The 16,870-nt window shown below is 70.2% G+C and carries 17 protein-coding genes; 11 read left to right on the top strand and 6 right to left on the bottom strand.

Going from position 1 to position 16,870, the window contains the following annotated elements; genetic code table 11:
• Positions 1-17: 17 nt before the first annotated feature.
• Positions 18-407 carry a PLDc N-terminal domain-containing protein gene (locus DW307_RS04975; protein ID WP_021199942.1) on the top strand — a complete coding sequence of 130 codons (390 nt, stop codon included), beginning with the start codon at positions 18-20 and terminating at the stop codon, positions 405-407.
• On the opposite strand, the gene DW307_RS04980 is transcribed toward DW307_RS04975, so the two are convergent.
• Genes DW307_RS04980 through DW307_RS04990 form a run of 3 tightly spaced genes read right to left on the bottom strand, consistent with a single transcriptional unit; the run spans position 404 to position 2,669 of the window.
• A complete protein-coding gene (locus DW307_RS04980; RefSeq protein ID WP_136024184.1) occupies positions 404-1,372 on the bottom strand; it encodes an epimerase in 969 nt (322 codons plus the stop codon). The two genes, DW307_RS04975 and DW307_RS04980, sit on opposite strands and share 4 nt — an antisense overlap.
• Entirely contained in the window at positions 1,369-2,001 is a 633-nt protein-coding gene (locus tag DW307_RS04985) for a DUF4166 domain-containing protein (RefSeq protein WP_136024185.1), read from the bottom strand. Before DW307_RS04985 ends, DW307_RS04980 begins: the two co-directional genes overlap by 4 nt.
• 50 nt (positions 2,002-2,051) lie before the next feature.
• Entirely contained in the window at positions 2,052-2,669 is a 618-nt protein-coding gene (locus DW307_RS04990) for a TetR/AcrR family transcriptional regulator (protein WP_136024186.1), read from the bottom strand.
• A 108-nt stretch (positions 2,670-2,777) separates the two neighbouring features.
• On the opposite strand from DW307_RS04990, the gene DW307_RS04995 reads away from it, so the two are divergent.
• Both DW307_RS04995 and DW307_RS05000 read left to right on the top strand, forming a co-directional pair.
• Positions 2,778-3,584, top strand: a complete 807-nt coding sequence (locus DW307_RS04995; RefSeq protein WP_021199938.1) for a sugar phosphate isomerase/epimerase family protein — start codon at positions 2,778-2,780, stop codon at positions 3,582-3,584.
• Positions 3,584-4,738, top strand: a complete 1,155-nt coding sequence (locus DW307_RS05000; RefSeq protein WP_136024187.1) for a Gfo/Idh/MocA family protein — start codon at positions 3,584-3,586, stop codon at positions 4,736-4,738. Before DW307_RS04995 ends, DW307_RS05000 begins: the two co-directional genes overlap by 1 nt.
• Before the next feature lie 114 nt (positions 4,739-4,852).
• Here the strand turns inward: DW307_RS05000 and DW307_RS05005 are convergent, their stop codons facing one another.
• Positions 4,853-5,824: an NYN domain-containing protein gene (locus DW307_RS05005; RefSeq protein ID WP_136024188.1), complete on the bottom strand. Its 972-nt coding sequence runs from the start codon at positions 5,822-5,824 to the stop codon at positions 4,853-4,855.
• A gap of 2 nt (positions 5,825-5,826) precedes the next feature.
• Positions 5,827-6,813, bottom strand: coding sequence for a Gfo/Idh/MocA family protein (locus DW307_RS05010; protein WP_136024189.1), 987 nt, complete (start codon positions 6,811-6,813; stop codon positions 5,827-5,829).
• Positions 6,814-6,918: 105 nt separating this feature from the next.
• Between DW307_RS05010 and DW307_RS05015 the strand changes: the two genes are divergently transcribed.
• From DW307_RS05015 to DW307_RS05050, 8 genes are all read left to right on the top strand, one after another.
• Positions 6,919-8,331, top strand: coding sequence for an NtaA/DmoA family FMN-dependent monooxygenase (locus tag DW307_RS05015; RefSeq protein WP_029267109.1), 1,413 nt, complete (start codon positions 6,919-6,921; stop codon positions 8,329-8,331).
• A gap of 143 nt (positions 8,332-8,474) precedes the next feature.
• Positions 8,475-10,109: a TIGR04028 family ABC transporter substrate-binding protein gene (locus DW307_RS05020; RefSeq protein ID WP_029267108.1), complete on the top strand. Its 1,635-nt coding sequence runs from the start codon at positions 8,475-8,477 to the stop codon at positions 10,107-10,109.
• 16 nt (positions 10,110-10,125) lie between these two features.
• The gene (locus tag DW307_RS05025) at positions 10,126-11,115 is read left to right on the top strand and encodes an ABC transporter permease (protein ID WP_029267107.1); all 990 of its coding nucleotides are present in this window, start codon (positions 10,126-10,128) and stop codon (positions 11,113-11,115) included.
• On the top strand, positions 11,112-12,008 hold the full coding sequence (locus DW307_RS05030) for an ABC transporter permease (RefSeq protein ID WP_029267106.1): 897 nt from the start codon (positions 11,112-11,114) through the stop codon (positions 12,006-12,008). Before DW307_RS05025 ends, DW307_RS05030 begins: the two co-directional genes overlap by 4 nt.
• Complete coding sequence (locus DW307_RS05035) at positions 12,005-13,621, top strand: dipeptide ABC transporter ATP-binding protein (RefSeq protein ID WP_029267105.1); 1,617 nt, start codon at positions 12,005-12,007, stop codon at positions 13,619-13,621. The genes DW307_RS05030 and DW307_RS05035 overlap by 4 nt, the downstream gene beginning before the upstream one ends.
• Positions 13,618-14,658: a putative FMN-dependent luciferase-like monooxygenase gene (locus DW307_RS05040; RefSeq protein ID WP_136024190.1), complete on the top strand. Its 1,041-nt coding sequence runs from the start codon at positions 13,618-13,620 to the stop codon at positions 14,656-14,658. The genes DW307_RS05035 and DW307_RS05040 overlap by 4 nt, the downstream gene beginning before the upstream one ends.
• Entirely contained in the window at positions 14,655-15,287 is a 633-nt protein-coding gene (locus DW307_RS05045; protein WP_136024191.1) for a CMD domain protein, read from the top strand. Before DW307_RS05040 ends, DW307_RS05045 begins: the two co-directional genes overlap by 4 nt.
• Positions 15,284-15,892 carry an alkylhydroperoxidase domain protein gene (locus tag DW307_RS05050; RefSeq protein WP_136024192.1) on the top strand — a complete coding sequence of 203 codons (609 nt, stop codon included), beginning with the start codon at positions 15,284-15,286 and terminating at the stop codon, positions 15,890-15,892. Before DW307_RS05045 ends, DW307_RS05050 begins: the two co-directional genes overlap by 4 nt.
• Positions 15,893-15,907: 15 nt before the next feature.
• On the opposite strand, the gene DW307_RS05055 is transcribed toward DW307_RS05050, so the two are convergent.
• Positions 15,908-16,852 carry a quinone oxidoreductase family protein gene (locus tag DW307_RS05055; protein ID WP_136024193.1) on the bottom strand — a complete coding sequence of 315 codons (945 nt, stop codon included), beginning with the start codon at positions 16,850-16,852 and terminating at the stop codon, positions 15,908-15,910.
• Positions 16,853-16,870 lie beyond the last annotated feature (18 nt).

The following is a 16,870-nucleotide window of genomic DNA, read 5'->3' on the forward strand; positions in this document are numbered from 1 at the left end:
TCGTCTACCCTGAACTCATGTCGTTCCTGTTCTCGCTCCTCGTCATCGCGCTGATGATCGGTGCACTGATCGACATCATCACGCGGGACAGCTCGCTGGTGAAGTTCCTGCCGAAGCTGGCGTGGATCATCATCGTGATCCTGCTGCCGTTGATCGGTGGCCTGCTGTGGTTCGGGCTCGGGCGTGACTACGGCGAGTCCGGCATCCAGATGCCGCGGATGCGGAGAGCCGAGCGACCCGCGACGCCGACCGATGTGCGTCCGGCGCCACCCAGGGACACCCGCACGACGGAGCAGCAGATCGCCGACCTCGACCGTGAGATCGAGGAGTGGCGATTGCGCCAGGAGATCGAGAAGAAGCGCGGCACCGACGGCGAGGGGCCCGCCGGGGCGGCGAACGCCGGCTAAGCAGCGGGTTCGCGGTCGAACGACTCGCGGATCGCCTCTTCGAGGGTCGGGTATCGGAACTCGAATCCGGCCGTGGTGAGCTTCTCCGGCAACACCCACCGACTCTTCAAGATCAGCTCGGTCTCGGTGCGCATGCCGATCGCTCCGAGTTCCAGCATCCACCGCGGCATCGGCACACCGATGCGCGCGCCCAGCACCCGACGCACCGTCGCCATGAATTCGACGTTGTCGACCGGGTGCGGAGATGCGGCGTTGACGGGCCCTTCGAGGGAAGGCGTCTGCTCGAGGAATTCGATGATGCGGGCCACGTCTTCGATGTGCACCCAGCTGAAGCGCTGGCGGCCGCGACGGGCGCCGGGGAAGTGGCCGGTGCCTGCGGCCCGACGCGCAGCGCTGACCGGCCATCGTCCGTCGTGCTGGGATCCGCCGAGCCCGAGCCGGGCGAGGTCTTTCACCGGACCGAGGACACCGCCGTGGCCGAGGACGATGGCGCTGCGCAGCGCGACGCGTCGCGTGGAGGGGAGGTCGTCGGCGAACAGGGCTTTCTCCCAGGCCTTGGCGACCTCGACCGAGAACCCGGTGCCGATCTCGCCGGTCGACTCGGTCATGGCACGGTCTTCCGCATGACGGTAGATGGTCGCGGTCGAGGAGTTCACCCAGAGCGCCGGCGGCGTCGAGGCGCGGGCGATCGCGGTGCTCAAGGATGCCGTCGTGTCGAGGCGTGAGCGGAAGATCTCCGCGCGATTCTCCGGTGTGTAACGACAGTTCACGCTCTTGCCGGCCAGGCCAACCACGAGGGCCGCGCCATCGACGGCGCGGTCGATCTCGACCTGGTCGCCCCAGCGGATGTCGGCGCCCGAACGGGAGATCGTGACGACTTCACGGCCCTCGGCGCGGAACCGCGGCAGCAGGAATCTGCCCATGAAACCCGTGGACCCGCCGACCACGACCCGTCCTGCGCTCATGCCACCTGCTCCGTCTCGGAATGGTGGATGCGATAAGTGAAGTCGCCTCGGTACTCGTACACGCGGCCCAGCAGCGGCGCGTCGACGGTCAGCGACATGCGCTGACGGTCGAGGGCGTCGTCGAAGCGTTCGGTGAGGCGGATCACGGGGGTGACCGCACGTGGGAGGCGCACCCGGAGGCGTCCGAGACGCAGGCCGACCGCGCGACTGGTGAGGTGCAGGGCCCCCTGGTGGACGTCCACATCGAAGCAGGCGGCGAGGAGGGCGGGCTCTCCGAGCTCGTCGACCACGCGGCCGTGTCGAGTGAGCGCGGCCGCGTCGCGCATGGTCCACCCGCCGTGAGAAAACTGGAAGGTGCGCTCTCCGATGGCCCTCGACGCGATGGTCCGATTCTCCACGCGGAACGGCACATCGCGCTCCCACCCTGCGGCGACCACCCCGCGGCGCTCGAGCAGCCGGAGCAACGGCCACAGCCATCGCCGCGGGGTGCCGACGCGCCCGAACACCCCCTCGCCGATGCCGACGGCGCCGGCGGGGATCGCCTCGAAGTACGTGCGAAGCCGGGGATGCAGCTCATCGATGCGCTCGCCGAGCGCCCGGGCGTAGGGAGACTGCGGCACGGGCGTCACGTTTCGAGCCTAGCCCGGTCGTCGGGGTCCCGATCCGCGCCACGTCCTGCTCAGGATGCGGGTCGCAGCAGTCGGTCGAGGAGCGCGAGCGCTTCGTGCTGCGGTGCGGTCTCGTCGAGCAGCCACTGCGTCTGCAAGCCGTCGGATGCCGCGACGACGAGGGCGGCGACCGCATCCGGGTCGATATCGTCGCGGATCCGGCCGTCCTCCTGCTGGCGACGGACGACGTCGGCGAGTCGGGCGCGGAGGCGGCTGAAGCGACCGGTGGCGAACGTGCGGGCCGCCGGGTGTCCCTCTTCGAGAGCGGTGGCGACGAGGGTCGAGTAGAGCTGGACGAGGCCGGGGATCGCGCGGTTGGTCCGCGCGGATTCGATCATCATCTCCACCGGTGTCGCATCCTCCGGGGGAGAGCTGGACTGACGGGACGGGACCGTGCTCTCCTCGTAGACGGCGACGAGGAGCTCTTCCAGCGAGCCGAAGTAGTGCGTGAGCGCCGCATGGGTGACCCCGACCTCGCGAGCGATCGCCCGCAGGCTCGTGCGGTCCGCGCCGCGCTCGGCGAAGACCTCGATCGCGCGATCGAGGATCTCCTGTCGTCGAGCGATCCCCTTGGCGTACGCGCCGCGTGGGCGGGGAGGATCGGCGTGATCGGACGTGTCGGGGAGCATGTGGCGAGTCTAGTCAATCAAAACGTCCGCATGGAGGTATTTGGTGATAGCGTGCCTGCACGGGACAGCGGTCCCGCCACGTCACCGATGACCGAAGGAGCACGACCGATGACGATTCGGACTTCCCTGCAGCTGTTCACGATCAAGGACGAGCTGGAGGCCGACCTCGAATCCTCCCTGGCGGCGGTCGCCGCCCGCGGATTCACCGCCGTGGAGCCCTATGACTTCGTCCGCCGCGCCGAGCCCCTCGCTGCCGCACTGTCCACCGCCGGGTTGGTCGCCCCGTCCGGCCACGCCTTCCTGGCGTCGGAGTCGTTCGTGAACCCCGACGGCAGCGGCACCACGGTGCCGGTGCCGTCACCCGCTGAGGTCTTCGCCGCAGCGAAGGTGCTCGGCATGGACACGGTCATCGATCCGTACACCGAGCCCGCGCGCTGGGAGTCGGTCGAGCAGATCGAGCAGACCGCGCGACTGCTGAACGAGGCGGCGGAGATCGGTGCGACCGTGGGCGTGCGCGTCGGATACCACAACCACGCACACGAGCTGGAGGCCGTGTTCGACGGCGTCACCGGATTGGAGGTCCTCGCGGGCCTCCTCGACGAGCGCGTCGTGCTCGAGGTCGACCTGTACTGGGTCGCCCGCGGCGGCGTCGACCCCGTCGCGCTGCTCGAGCGTCTGGGCAGCCGCGTCGTGGCCGTGCACGCCAAGGACGGCACGCTCGACCCCGCGCTCGCCGGCGCCTACCCGCCCGCCGACCAGGTGGCCGCGGGCGAAGGATCCGTTCCGCTCGTCGAGGCCATCGCCGCGGCTCCGGCCCTCGAGCTCGCGATCGTGGAGTTCGACCACTACGAGGGCGACCTGTTCGACGCCATCGAGCGCAGCCGGGTGTACCTCGACGAGAAGGTCGCCGGCTGATGGTGGGCGACACCCGTTCGTTCGGGGACGGCCCCGTCGGCGTCGGCATCATCGGCGCCGGGAACATCAGCGATCAGTACCTGTCGAACCTGACGACTTTCCCGGATGTGCGCGTCCTCGCGATCGGCGACCTGCTCGAGGACCGCGCGCAGGCGCAAGCCGAGAAATACGGCGTCCCGCGCTCCGGCGGCGTCGACGCGGTGCTCGCCGATCCGGAGATCGACATCGTCGTGAACCTCACGATCCCTGCCGTGCACGTCGAGGTGTCCGAGGCGATCATCGCGGCGGGCAAGCATGTCTGGACCGAGAAGCCGATCGGCGTGAGCCGTGAGGAGTCCCGCCGACTGCTGGAGAAGGCGGATGCGGCCGGTCTCCGCATCGGAGTCGCCCCCGATACCGTGCTCGGACCGGGTGTGCAGACGGCGAAGCGGGCGATCGCGCGCGGCGACATCGGCCGTCCGCTGTTCGCGCAGACCACGTTCCAGTGGTCGGGACCGGAGATCTTCCACCCGAACCCCGCATTCCTGTACGCCAAGGGCGCGGGCCCGCTGCTCGACATGGGCCCCTACTATGTATCGGCTCTCGTGCACGTCTTCGGCCCGGTCGCCTCGGTCGCGGCCCTCGGGTTGCAGGGGACGCCGACGCGGCGTGTGCAGGTCGGCGAGTTGGCCGGCCAGGAGTTCCCGGTCGAGATCCCGTCGACCCTGAGCGTGCTGATGGACTTCGAGCAGGGAGGGCAGGCGCAGAGCGTCTACAGCACCGACTCGCCCGTCATCCGGCAGGGGATCGTCGAGATCACCGGCACCGAGGGCACCATCGTGATCCCCGACCCGAACACCTTCGGCGGCGCGATCTCGATCACCCGACCGCTCACGCGTCTGTTCATCCCACCGGAGCCCGTCCAGCAGGACATCATCGACGTCGAGCAGGAGGGTGTGCTCTCCGGCCGCGGCGTGGGGCTGCTCGACATGGCACGCTCGATCGCCGCCGGTCGCCCGCACGTGGCGACGGGGGAGTTCGGCTACCACGTGCTCGACACGCTCCTGTCGATCGAGGAGGCCGCCGAATCGCGCAGCTTCGTCGACGTCGAGAGCACGCTCGATCAGGTCGGTTCGATCGCCTCTGACTTCGACCCGTTCGAAGCAACGCTCTGATCGCAGCAGGTGGCGGCGGCGGTGGCGGCGGCGGAGGTTCGGATCACCGAGCCTTCGTCGCCACCGACCGGATCAGGGGGCAGGTTCGCGCGTGCTGATCAGGCAGCGCGTCGATCAGGCGGCGGGCTCGCGCAGACGGACGAGTCGCTCGTGCCCGGTCTCCTCCAGTTCGGCGATGTCGTCGCGCGACTTCAGGAAATCGGAGAACGAGCGGTAGCCGAGGGCCTTCTCGCTGAAGGACGGATCCATGCGGCGCATGTGCGTCTTGACCGCTGAGCTGTGCAGCCACTCGTCGGCGTCGGCCTTGTCGTGGCCGAGACGCAGCGCGCGTTCGAGCAGTTGGGTCGCTTCGCCCTGCTCGTCGAGCTTGGGCTCCTCGACCTTGGGTGCGGCCGCCTTCGACTTCGCCCGGCGCGGGGTCTTCGCCTTGACCGCGTCTGCGACATCGGGCACAGCCTCGGGCGCGGGCTCCGCGACGGCCTCGGCCTTCGCGGCGACGGCGGGCGCCGCCTTCACGGGGCGGACCACACCGGGAAGCGAGTCGTAGGATTCGAACTCGTCGCACGCGGCGGCCAGCGACTTGGCTGTGGAGCCTGACACTCCGACGCCGATCACGTAGCGTCCGAGGCGCTTGCACCGCTGAGCCAGCGGCACGTAGTCGCTGTCGCCCGCCACGATCACGACGTGCGTGAGGTCGGGCAACCGGAACATGTCCTCGACCGCATCGACGGCGAGGCGGATGTCGGCGCCGTTCTTGGCGTAGGCAGCTGCCGGGAACAGCTGCACGAGGTCGACGGCGCGCGCCACGAGCTGCGAACGGTACTCGGCGTTCACGGGAGACGACCAGTCGGCGTAGGCCCTCGTGAGCACCAGGGTGCCGAACGAGGCCGCGTAGTCGATGATGGCGCCGACCTCGATCATCGCGCGACTCAGCCGGTCGGTGACCTCAGGATCGTTCGGGTTCTCGCTGATCCGCTGACGGTCCTTGCCGTAGGCGTTGCGTCCGTGCACGCGGTCGTACCAGGAGATGACGATGTTGTCGAAGTCGAGGTAGACGGCCACGCGGGCATCGGTGGTCTCGGCCATGATCAGACCTCCTCACGGGGATAGCGGACGCCGATCTGCGCTCTGATCTCGTCGAGAGTGCCCATGATGGCGACGCTCTCGGCGATGGGCAGGATGTCGCCCTCGAGGATGCCGTCGCGGACGAGCCGCTCGGCGGCGAGTGCCTGGTACTGCATCCCGCGGCCCTCGACCTCGGACGTGTAGGTCTCGTGAACGGTGCCGTCGGCGAGGACGACCCGGAACGTGGTCGGGCTGTACCAGACCGTATCGATGTCGATGCGGGCGGCCGTGCCGATGATGCTCGCGACGTTGGGTCCGGCGGCGCGCGACGACGACAGACTGGTCGAGATCGCTCCGCCCTCGTGCGTCATGACGGTCGCGACCTCGGAGTCGGCTCCGGTCTCCACGAGCCGGCCGACGGCGTGGAGCGTGGTCGGTGCACCGAGGATGTCCCAGATGAAGGAGATCGGGTAGATCCCGAGGTCGAGGAGCGCGCCGCCGCCGAGCTCGAGGGCATTGAGGCGGTGGGTGGGGTCGGAGGGCAGCAGCTGCGTGTGGTCGGCGCTCACCGCGCGGATCTCGCCGAGGACGCCGTCGGCGATGAGCTCGCGGATGCGGACCATGTGCGGCAGGTAACGGGTCCACATCGCCTCCATGACGAGCAGGCCGCGTTCGACCGCAAGCGCCTGCAGATCCTCCGCCTCGGCGCGGTTCAGCGTGAACGCCTTCTCGGCGAGCACGTGCTTGCCGTTCTCGAGCGCGAGCCGGGCGTTCTCGTGATGCATGGGGTGCGGCGTCGACACGTAGATGATGTCGACGTCGGGATCGGACACCAGCGCCTCGTACGAGGGGTGCGCGCGGGGGATGTCGAAACGGGCGGCGAACGCGTCCGCCGACTCCTGCGAGCGGGACCCGACGGCCACGAGGTCGAGCCCCGCGGTTCTCAGATCGGACGCGAATGCGCCGGCGATACCGCCGGTCGCGAGGATTCCCCACCGAAGACCTGTCATGGTCTCAGCGTAGGGGGTGTGCCGGCTGTGACGGACTGTTACATCCCGTGACGCCCGGCATCGGCGCCCTGGCAGCGGAGGCTCGACGGCTCCTACCGTGACGCCATGACCGAACCCCTCATCATCGGCGCCATGGTGCGCACCCTGGGCGCGTACCCCTCGGGCTGGCGGCAGCCCGGCGCGCATCGTGATCCCGCGTCCGACGCCGACATCCTGCGGCACATCGCGCGGGAGGGGGAGGACGCCGGCCTCGACTACCTCTTCTTCGGGGACTGGCTCGCCACCGGCCCGGATCTGGAGTTCCGCGACCCGTACCTGCTGGCCCGCATCGATCCCGTGAGCGCCGTGCTCTTCCTCGCGGGGGTGACCTCGCGGATCGGCCTGATCGCCACGGTCAACACCACGTACGCCGACCCGTACACGACGGCACGCTCGCTGGCGTCCCTCGACGTGCTCACCCGAGGCCGTGCCGGGATCAACCTCGTCACCGGCGCCGAGCCGCGTGCAGCGGGCAACCACGGCCGCGAGGAGCACGCCGACAACGAGTCCCGCTACGACCGGGCGGAGGAGTTCGTCGAGGCACTGCGCCGACTGTGGGACTCGTGGGGCGAGGACGCCTGGATCGCCGACGCCGACCGCGGGGTGCTGATCGACCCGGAGGCACTCCGCGCCGCCGACCTGCGGGGAACGCAGGTGCGCGTCACGGGACCGCTCAACGTCGCCCGCCCGCCGCAGGGACAGATCCCGATCGTGCACGCGGGGACGTCGCCGCGCTCGAGGGCGCTCGCGGCCACCGAAGCCGATCTCGCGCTGACGGCCGCGCCCACGCTGGCCGATGCGATCGCGACCCGTCGACTGCTGCGTGACATCGCGGCGGAATCCGGACGATCGCCGGATGCGCTGAAGGTGATCGCCCCGGTGCTTCCCGTCGTCGCGGACACGGATGCCGACGCGCGACGCATCGTGGAGCGGCTGCTCGCCCTGGTGCCGCTGGCCGAGGGGCACCAGGCGGCCAGAACGGCGTTCCCGTCGAATCGCACCGTCGCCGCGCTCGCCGATGCATTCGACGTCCCGCTCGACGACCCGCTGCGCACCTCGACCTTCGACGCGCCCGTGACCTCTGCGGAGGCCCTGCGGCTGGGAGAGCGCGGCGCCGCGCTGATCGAGCGCCTCGGCATCATCGCCGGGCTGCGCGTCTCCGCATCGAAGGTCTCGGGATCGGGCATCGGGAACGGCGATCCGCTCACATGGCGGCACCTGGTCGCCGCGCATGCGGTGCCGGCGGCGTTCGTCGTGGGAGACGCGGCGACGATCGCCGACCATTTCGAGACCTGGCGTGAGGAGGGCGCCGCGGACGGGTTCAACGTGCTGTCGGCGTTCCAGCCCGCGCAGTTCGAGGCTTTCACGCGACAGGCGGCTCCCGAGCTGCGCCGTCGCGGCCTGCTGCGAGACGCGCAGGAGAGCACCCGAGCGACCCTCCGCGACCGTCTGCGCATTTCCTCGTATGTCGACGCGTGACCACGCGTGTCGCCACGCGACATCCGGAGTCGGCCACCTCGCGCCGGAGGAACCGCGATTCCTACGGTGAAGTCACCTCACCACAGCACCCGAAGCACCGCACAGCACCCGAAGCACCGCACCCGAATCCTGGAGGCCCACCCATGAACCGTCGTCTCATCCGCGCCGCGGCCATCGCGCTGCCGCTCGTCCTCGCGGGCAGCCTCGCCGCCTGCGCGTCGACGCCCGCACCGGCGAACTCGCCTGCCGAAGGCGGCGACCCCGTCACGGGAGGAACGCTCACCTACCTCGAGCACCAGGCGTACACGAACCTCTACCCGCCGCAGGCCGGCTTCTACCCGAACGGCGGCATCGTGAACAACATCGCGGCCCGTCTCACCTGGCAGAATCCGGAAACGCTCGAGATCGAGCCCTGGATCGCCTCCGACTGGACCGTGAACGACGACGCCACCGAGTACACGTTCAACCTGAACCCCGACGTCACGTTCTCGGACGGCACGGTGCTCGACGCCGCGGCCGTGAAGAAGAACTTCGACACCTACGGGCTGGGCGATGCCGAGCGGGGACTCACTGTCTCCGAGGCGATCAACAACTACGCCAGCAGTGAGGTGGTCGACGAGGACACCGTCACATTCCATTTCTCGGCGCCGTCGCCCGGGTTCCTGCAGGCGACCTCGACGATCAACTCGGGCCTCCTGTCGCCTACGACCCTCGACGGCACGATCGAGGACTTCGGTGCGGGCAACGCGGCCGAGATCATCGGCTCGGGGCCGTTCACCGTCACGGGAGAGAAGCTCGGCACCGAGTACACGCTCACCGCCCGCGACGACTACGACTGGGGCCCCGACAGCGTCGACAACGACGGCCGCCCCTACCTGGATGCCGTGCACGTGCTGATCACGCCGGAGGACTCGGTGCGCATCGGCTCGCTGCTCGCCGGCCAGGCCGACTACGTCCGCTACGTGCAGGCGTTCGACGAGGACCGCGTCGAGGCGGCCGGCTTCACGCTCTACGCCCCGCAGACCCGCGGGGTGAACAACTCGATCGCCCTCCGCCCCGAGAACCCGCTGCTCTCCGACATCCGCGTCCGGCAGGCGATCATCTCCGCCGTGGATGCGCAGGAGGTCGTGGACACGCTCTTCACCGAGAACTACCCGGTGGCGACCTCGGTGCTGTCCTCTCAGGCCCTCGGCTACAAGGACGAATCAGAGCACTACGGGTACGACCCGAAGAAGGCCGAGAAGCTGCTCGACGAGGCCGGATGGAAGCCCGGTGCCGACGGCATCCGCGAGAAGGACGGAGAGCGTCTCGCGATCACGGTCTACGAGGCGAAGCCCCAGCCCCTGTCGAAGCAGACCCTCGAACTCGTCGCGCAGCAGCTGGCGAAGGTGGGTGTCGAGCTCTCGGTCAAGCCCGGCGACGCCGGCAGCTACGCCGAAGACACCCGTGACCCGCTGAAGACCGGCTTCTACCACTCGATGGTCGGCCGGGCGGATCTCGACGTGATCAAGAGCCAGTACTTCACGAAGAACCGCGACGTGCTCATCTCGAAGGATGCGAAGCTCGACGAGCTGCTCCTCGCGGTGGCCTCCGAGCCCGACGCCGACAAGCGCGTCGCTGCGTCGCAGGCCGTGCAGGACTACATCGCCGAGCAGGCCTACGTCATCCCGCTGTTCGAGGAGCCGCAGGTGTACGGCACGGCGACATATGTGCACGGCGTCGCGTTCGAGTCGGTGGGGCGCCCGACGTTCTCCGGCGTCTGGCTCTCCGAGCACTGATCGGCATGGTGCGTCGATGAATTTCGTCCTCCGACGAGCCGGGCAGGCCGCGATCGTTCTGATCGCGGCCTTCACGGCCACCTTCTTCCTGCTGCAGCTGTTGCCGGGCGATGCGATCCTGATCAAGTTCTCCGACCCCAGCCTCGGGCTGTCGCCGGATCAGCTCGACAGCATCCGCGCCACGTACGGTGCCGACCTGCCCTGGTGGCAGCAGTACGTGCACGCAGGGCTCGGCTTCCTCGCCGGGGACTTCGGATTCTCGACGCAGTTCGGCACGCCGGTGCTGGCGATGCTCGCCGAGGCGCTGCCGGCGACACTGCTGCTCGCGTCGCTCGGACTCCTCGTCGCGCTGCTGCTGGCGGTCCTGATCGCGGGGCTCTCGTCCCTCGCGCCGTTCGCCTGGCTGCGTGATGGTCTGCGCCAGATCCCCGGACTCTTCGTCGCCGTGCCGGTGTTCTGGCTGGGCATCCTGCTCATCCAGGTGTTCTCTTTCGGACTCGGCTGGGTGCCGATCGTCGGGGCCGACCCGGCGAGCGGGCTCATCCTCCCCGTGCTGACCCTCGCGGTGCCGATCTCGGCGCCCTTGGCGCAGGTGCTGGTCCGGGCGATCGATCAGGTGCAGGCGCAGCCGTTCGTCACGGTGGTGCGCGCGAAGGGCGCGCCGCCGCTCTGGGTGCTCACGCGTTCGGTCGCCCGCAACGCCGCGGTGCCGACGTTGACCATCGCCGGCGTGCTGTTCGGAGAGCTCGTCGGGGGAGCGGTCGTGACCGAGACCGTGTTCGGTCGCACGGGAGTGGGCAGGCTCACGGAGCAGGCCGTCGCGAACCAGGACATCCCGGTGCTGCAGGGCGTCGTGCTGCTCTCGGCTCTCGGATTCGTGGTCATCAGCTTCGCGGTCGACCTCGTCACCCCGCTCATCGACCCGCGCCAGCGGACGCTCACGCGCTCCCGCCCATCCGCCGCGTTCGCCCCCTCGAAGCCCGCACCCCAGGAGGTGTCAGCATGACCGCTCCCGTGATCGCCGAGACGAGCGTCGAGCCCGGAGCCGTGCCGGCACCGACCCCTCAGGAGCAAGCGCCGGCACCTCGGCGGCGTGGTCGTCTGCACGGCCGCGCCTGGGGCCTGTATCTGGCGCTCGCCGTCGTGGCGCTCGCCGTGCTCTGGGCAGTCGTCCCCGGGGTGTTCGCCCCCGGCGACCCGCTCACCGGCGTACCGGCCGACAAGCTGCTGCCGCCGAGCGCCGCCCACTGGTTCGGAACCGACACCCTCGGACGCGACCTGTTCGGACGCGTCGTCCATGGCGCGGTGCATTCGCTCTCCGGCGCGCTGATCGCGGTCACGGTCGGCCTCGCGCTCGGCACGGTGCTGGGCGCGATCGCCGGGGCCGTGGGCGGTGTGGTCGATGACGTGCTCATGCGCGTCGTCGACGTGCTCCTCGCGATCCCCGGGCTCCTGCTGTCGCTGTCGGTCATCATCCTGCTCGGATTCGGCACCGTCAATGCCGCCATCGCGGTCGGTCTCGGCAGCGTCGCCGCCTTCGCCCGGCTGATGCGCGCCGAGGTCGCCCGCGTGCGGCGCACCGAGTACGTCGAGGCGGCCTTCGGCAGCGGCGCCACCTTCTTCGCGGTGCTGCGTCGGCATGTGCTGCCCAATTCGCTCACACCCATCGTGGCGCTCGCTGCGCTGCAGTTCGGCACCGCGATCCTGGCGATCTCGACTCTCGGTTTCCTCGGCTACGGCGCCCCGCCGCCCACCCCGGAATGGGGGCTGCTGATCGCCGAAGGACGCAACTACGTGGGGACCGCCTGGTGGCTCACGGCACTTCCCGGTCTCGTCGTCGTCGCGGTCGTTCTCAGCGCCAACCGCATCAGCCACCGCATCGGAGGGGGGACGCGATGAGCGTTCTGGCTGCGACGGATCTGCGGATCTCCTACGGGGGTCGCGAAGTCGTGCACGGCATCTCGTTCGAGATCGAGGAGGGCGAGACCCTCGCGCTCGTCGGCGAGTCGGGATCGGGCAAGTCCACGACCGCTCATGCGCTCCTCGGTCTGCTTCCGGCCGGCGGGAAGGTCGATGGCGGGACCGTGGCACTCGGAGACCTCGACATCTCCGGATGGACCGATCGCGCGCTGCGGGGCATCCGCGGCGCGGAGATCGGCCTCGTGCCGCAGGACCCCACGACCTCGCTCGATCCGGTGCGTCCGATCGGCGCGCAGGTCGAGGAGATCCTGCGCCTGCACGGACACCGGGACCGGCGTTCGCGTCGCGCGCGTGCGATCGAGCTGCTCGACCGCGTCGGCATCGACGATCCGGACCTGCGGGCGCGCCAGTACCCGCACGAGCTCTCCGGCGGTATGCGGCAGCGCGTGCTGATCGCGACCGCGATCGCCCTGCAGCCGCGCCTGCTGATCGCGGACGAACCGACCAGCGCCCTCGATGCCACCGTGCAGCGCAAGGTGCTCGACCTGCTCGACGAGCTGCAACGTGAGGAGGGCACCAGCATCCTGCTCGTGACCCACGACCTCGGTGTGGCCGCCGATCGCGCGGAAAGGCTGGTCGTGCTCAAAGACGGCCGGATCGTGGAGCAGGGCCCGAGCGCAGTGGTGCTCGCTGCGCCGTCCGACCCGTACACGCGGCAGCTGCTCGCCGATGCTCCTGCATTCACGACCGGATTCCGCCGCCCGGAGGCGCCGCCGTTCCTGCGGGACGCGGCGGCCGTCGCCGCGGAGAACCCCTATGCGATCGTGGCCGAGGGGCTCGTGAAGGAGTTCCGCGTCGCGGGGCGCGAGCGCTTCCGCGCGGTCGACGACGTCTCGTTCCGTGTGCGTCGGGGCACCACTCACGCTCTCGTCGGGGAGTCCGGGTCAGGCAAGACGACCACGGCGCGGCTGGTCACGCGCTTCCATCAGCCCGACGCCGGCACGATCGAGGTCGACGGCGAAGACGTGACCCACGCGAAGCGCGAACAGCTGCGCGCGCTGCGCCGACGCGTGCAACTCGTCTACCAGAACCCGTTCGCCTCGTTGGATCCTCGTCAGCACATCATCGACATCGTGGCGGAGCCGCTGCAGAACTTCCGCGTCGGATCGAGCGCCGAGCGCCGAGAGCGGGCGCTGGCCCTCCTCGACCGGGTCTCGCTCCCGGCCGACGTCGCGAGGCGCACTCCGCGCGAGCTCTCGGGTGGCCAGCGACAGCGCGTCGCGATCGCCAGGGCGCTCGCGATCGATCCGGAGGTCGTGGTGCTCGACGAGGCGGTGTCGGCACTGGACGTGACCGTGCAGGCGCGCATCCTCGAGCTGCTCACCTCGCTGCAGTCCGAGCTCGGGCTCACGTACCTGTTCATCTCGCACGACCTCGCGGTGGTGCGCAGGATCAGCCACACGGTCTCGGTGATGCGTCGTGGCCGGATCGTCGAGGAAGGACAGACGGAGGAACTCTTCCGCGACCCGCAGCACGACTACACCCGGGAGCTGCTCGCCGCTGTCCCCGGACGAACGGAGACCGTCGTATGACCACCGCACCCACCGTCGCCTTCTTCACCCGCCTGCTCGACGACGCTGCACCTGTCGAGAGGTATGCGCTCGCGACCGCGCAGATCCAGCAGGCCGAGCGGCACGGGATCGGGCGGGCCTGGGTCGCCCAACACCACTTCCACGCGGCCGAGGGCGGGCTGCCGTCCCCTCTGGTGTTCCTCGCCCACGTGGCCGCCGTGACCCGCGGCATCCGGCTCGGAACCGGGGTCATCACCCTGCCGCTGGAGGATCCGGTGCGGGTGGCCGAAGATGCCGTGGTCGCTGATCTGCTCTCCGGGGGGCGCGTGGATCTGGGACTCGGCAGCGGGGGGACACCGTCGTCGTTCGTGCCCTTCGGGGAGGACGTGCGCGACAAGGCACCGACCTACGACCGCAAGCTGCGCACGCTGCTCGACGGGCTGGCGGGTCGCGACATCGGGGCGGGCAACACGCTCTACCCGGATGCCGGAGATCTCGCCGACCGCATCTGGCAGGCCACCTTCTCGGCGCCCGGTGGGCACCGCGCCGGGGTGCACGGGCACGGACTGCTGCTCTCGCGCACGCAGCCTCGCCGCGCCGACCGGCTGCACGCACCGCTCTCCGAACTGCAGGATCCGATCATCGACGCGTACCTCGAGGCGCTTCCGGCCGGGGTGGAGCCGAGGATCACCGCGTCGCGGACGGTGTTCGTCGCGGACGACCGCGCCGATGCACTGCGGTTCGCCGAGGTCGGGCTGCGCCGGGCGGCGGAGGGCTTCCGCCGACAGGGGCAGACCATCCCCGGAGACAGCATCGACGAGTTGATCGCCGCTCTCGACACGCACCTGGGCACGCCCGAGGAGGTGGCGGAGTCGCTCGCCGCCGACACCACCCTCGCCCGCGCGACCGAGGTGGCCTTCCAGGTGCACTCGGTCGACGCCCCGCACGAGCACGTGCTGCGATCCATCGCCCTCTTCGCCGATGAGGTCGCGCCGGCCCTCGGCTACGCACTCAGCCCTTCCGCCCCAGACACCCTCACCATCAAGGAGAACGCATGACCGACGACATCGTGGACCGCATCGTGGAGGTGACGCCGGAGCTGGATGCGCTGCGCCGTCGTCGGCCGGTCACCCGAGAGCAGTTGCAGGCGAGCTTCGACGCACTCTTCCGACCGGTCACGGTCGAACACGTCTCGCAGGCGGAGCGCGAGCTCGTCGCCGCCTTCGCGACGGGGCTCGCCGGAGCGGATGACGCGACCGCGGTGTTCTATGCCGACCGCGCACAGGACGCGGATCCGGAGACCGCGAGCGTCGTGCTCACCGAGGCCGACGGCGCGGCCGTCAGCGGACCCTTCGGCGTGTACACCGAACTGGGTCTGCAGGAGGAGAACACGGAGGGGGAGCGGTACGTCCCCTCCGACGCGGTCACCGCGGTCATCGGTGAGCGCCTCGCCGCCGCCCTCGCACACACGCACCTGCTCGTGTTCCGGCCCCGCGAGGCCTCGGGAGCCGACCTCGGGCGGCTGCTCGACGCCGGGTGGTCGACCGACGGGATCGTGACGCTGTCGCAGCTGGTGTCGTTCCTCGCCTTCCAGCAGCGCGTCGTCACCGGACTCCGCGTGCTCGGGGCCGCGGGGCTGGCGACCGCTCCCGATACCGCCGTCTCCGAGGAAGAGGAAGCCGCATGACCATCGAACAGACCGTGCTCCGGCACGACGACGCCCCGCACCCGCACGCCTTCACCCGCGGGGAGGTCGGCTGGGTCCCGCACCTGGACCCCCTCGCGGAAGACGAGCTGACCGCGCGGCACTACGACGGTCTCGTCGACGCCGCACGGGCGAAGAACGACTACTTCCGACTGCTCGCCCGCGACCCCGAGGTGCTCAGGGCGCGGACCCTCGTCGACAAGGACATCTTCTACAACGCGGCCGAGGGGCTCCCGCGTGCCGACCGCGAGCTGGCGGCCACGGCGGCATCCCGCCGCAACGGCTGCGTGTTCTGCGCGTCGGTGCACTCGCGGTTCGCCGCACACCACAGCAAGCGCGTCGACGACGTCGACCTGCTGCTCGACGAGGGCGTCGACGCGGACCTGGGCGAGCGATGGAACGCGATCGTCGCGGCATCCGTCGCCCTCACCGACACGCCCAGCGCATTCGGGGAGCACGAGATCGCGCGGCTGCGCGCGGCAGGGCTCGACGATCTGGAGGTCGCGGACGTCATCCACGGCGCCGCGTTCTTCAACTGGGCGAACCGGCTGATGCTGTCGATCGGACGGCCAGTGGCTCCGGCCTGACCCGGAGCCCTGCGACTACGGGAGCAGGATGATCTTGCCCGAGGCGGCGCCGGATTCCATGAGCTCATGGGCCTGCGCCGCTTCGGCGAGCGGCATCTGCGGTCCGAGCTCGATCGTGAAGTCGCCGGTGTCCAGGAGGGCGATCGTCTCGGCGAGGGCCTCGGCACGCCAGGCGAGTTCCTGGTCGGTCAGCGGCACCGGCGATCCACCGGAGAAGGCGCGGATGCCGAAGGACGCAGCATCCGGACCCCGCACGATCGTGGCGATGCGGTCGCGGTCGGACACCAGCGCGAGCGAGGTCTCGATCGCCTCGTCGGTGCCCGCGCAATCGAGCACCACCGTGACGGCGGACGGAGCCGCCTCGCGGACCCGGTCGAGCAGGCCGTCGCCGTAGGCCACCGGGATGGCGCCGAGCTCGCGCAGCTGGTCGTGACGGGCGGGGCTCCCGGTCGCGATCACGGTCGCACCCCAGGCGACGGCGAACTGCACGGCTGCCTGTCCGACGGCCCCGGAGCCTCCGTGCACGAGCAGCACGTCGCCCTCGGTCACCCCGAGCGAGCGCAGCGCCTGGTAGGCGGTTCCGGCGGGGATGCCGATGCCCGCGCCCTCTGCGGTGGTCACGGAGTCGGGGAGCTTCGCGAGGTTCTCGGTCGGGACGGCGAGCGCCGAAGCGTAGGTGCCGTGCCCATCGCGGATCGCCACCCGGTCGCCGACCGCGAAGTCGTCGACGCCTTCGCCGAGCGCTTCGACGACACCGGCACCGTCGAAGCCGACCGGACGAGGTTCGGTGATCGGCGGCGACGGGCGCTTGCCGCCGCGCAGCTTCGCATCGATCGGGTTCGCCCCCGCCGCCTCGATGCGGACGACGACCTCGCCGCGGCCCGCCACGGGGTCGGGGATCTCGATCAGATGCAGGACAGCGGGGGAGCCGATTTCGGTGTACACGATCGCGCGAGCCATGCATTCAGGCTACCTGCG

Origin of the sequence: Microbacterium sp. K27 (assembly GCF_004794435.1) — a bacterium.
Taxonomy (GTDB): Bacteria; Actinomycetota; Actinomycetes; order Actinomycetales; family Microbacteriaceae; genus Microbacterium; species Microbacterium maritypicum_A.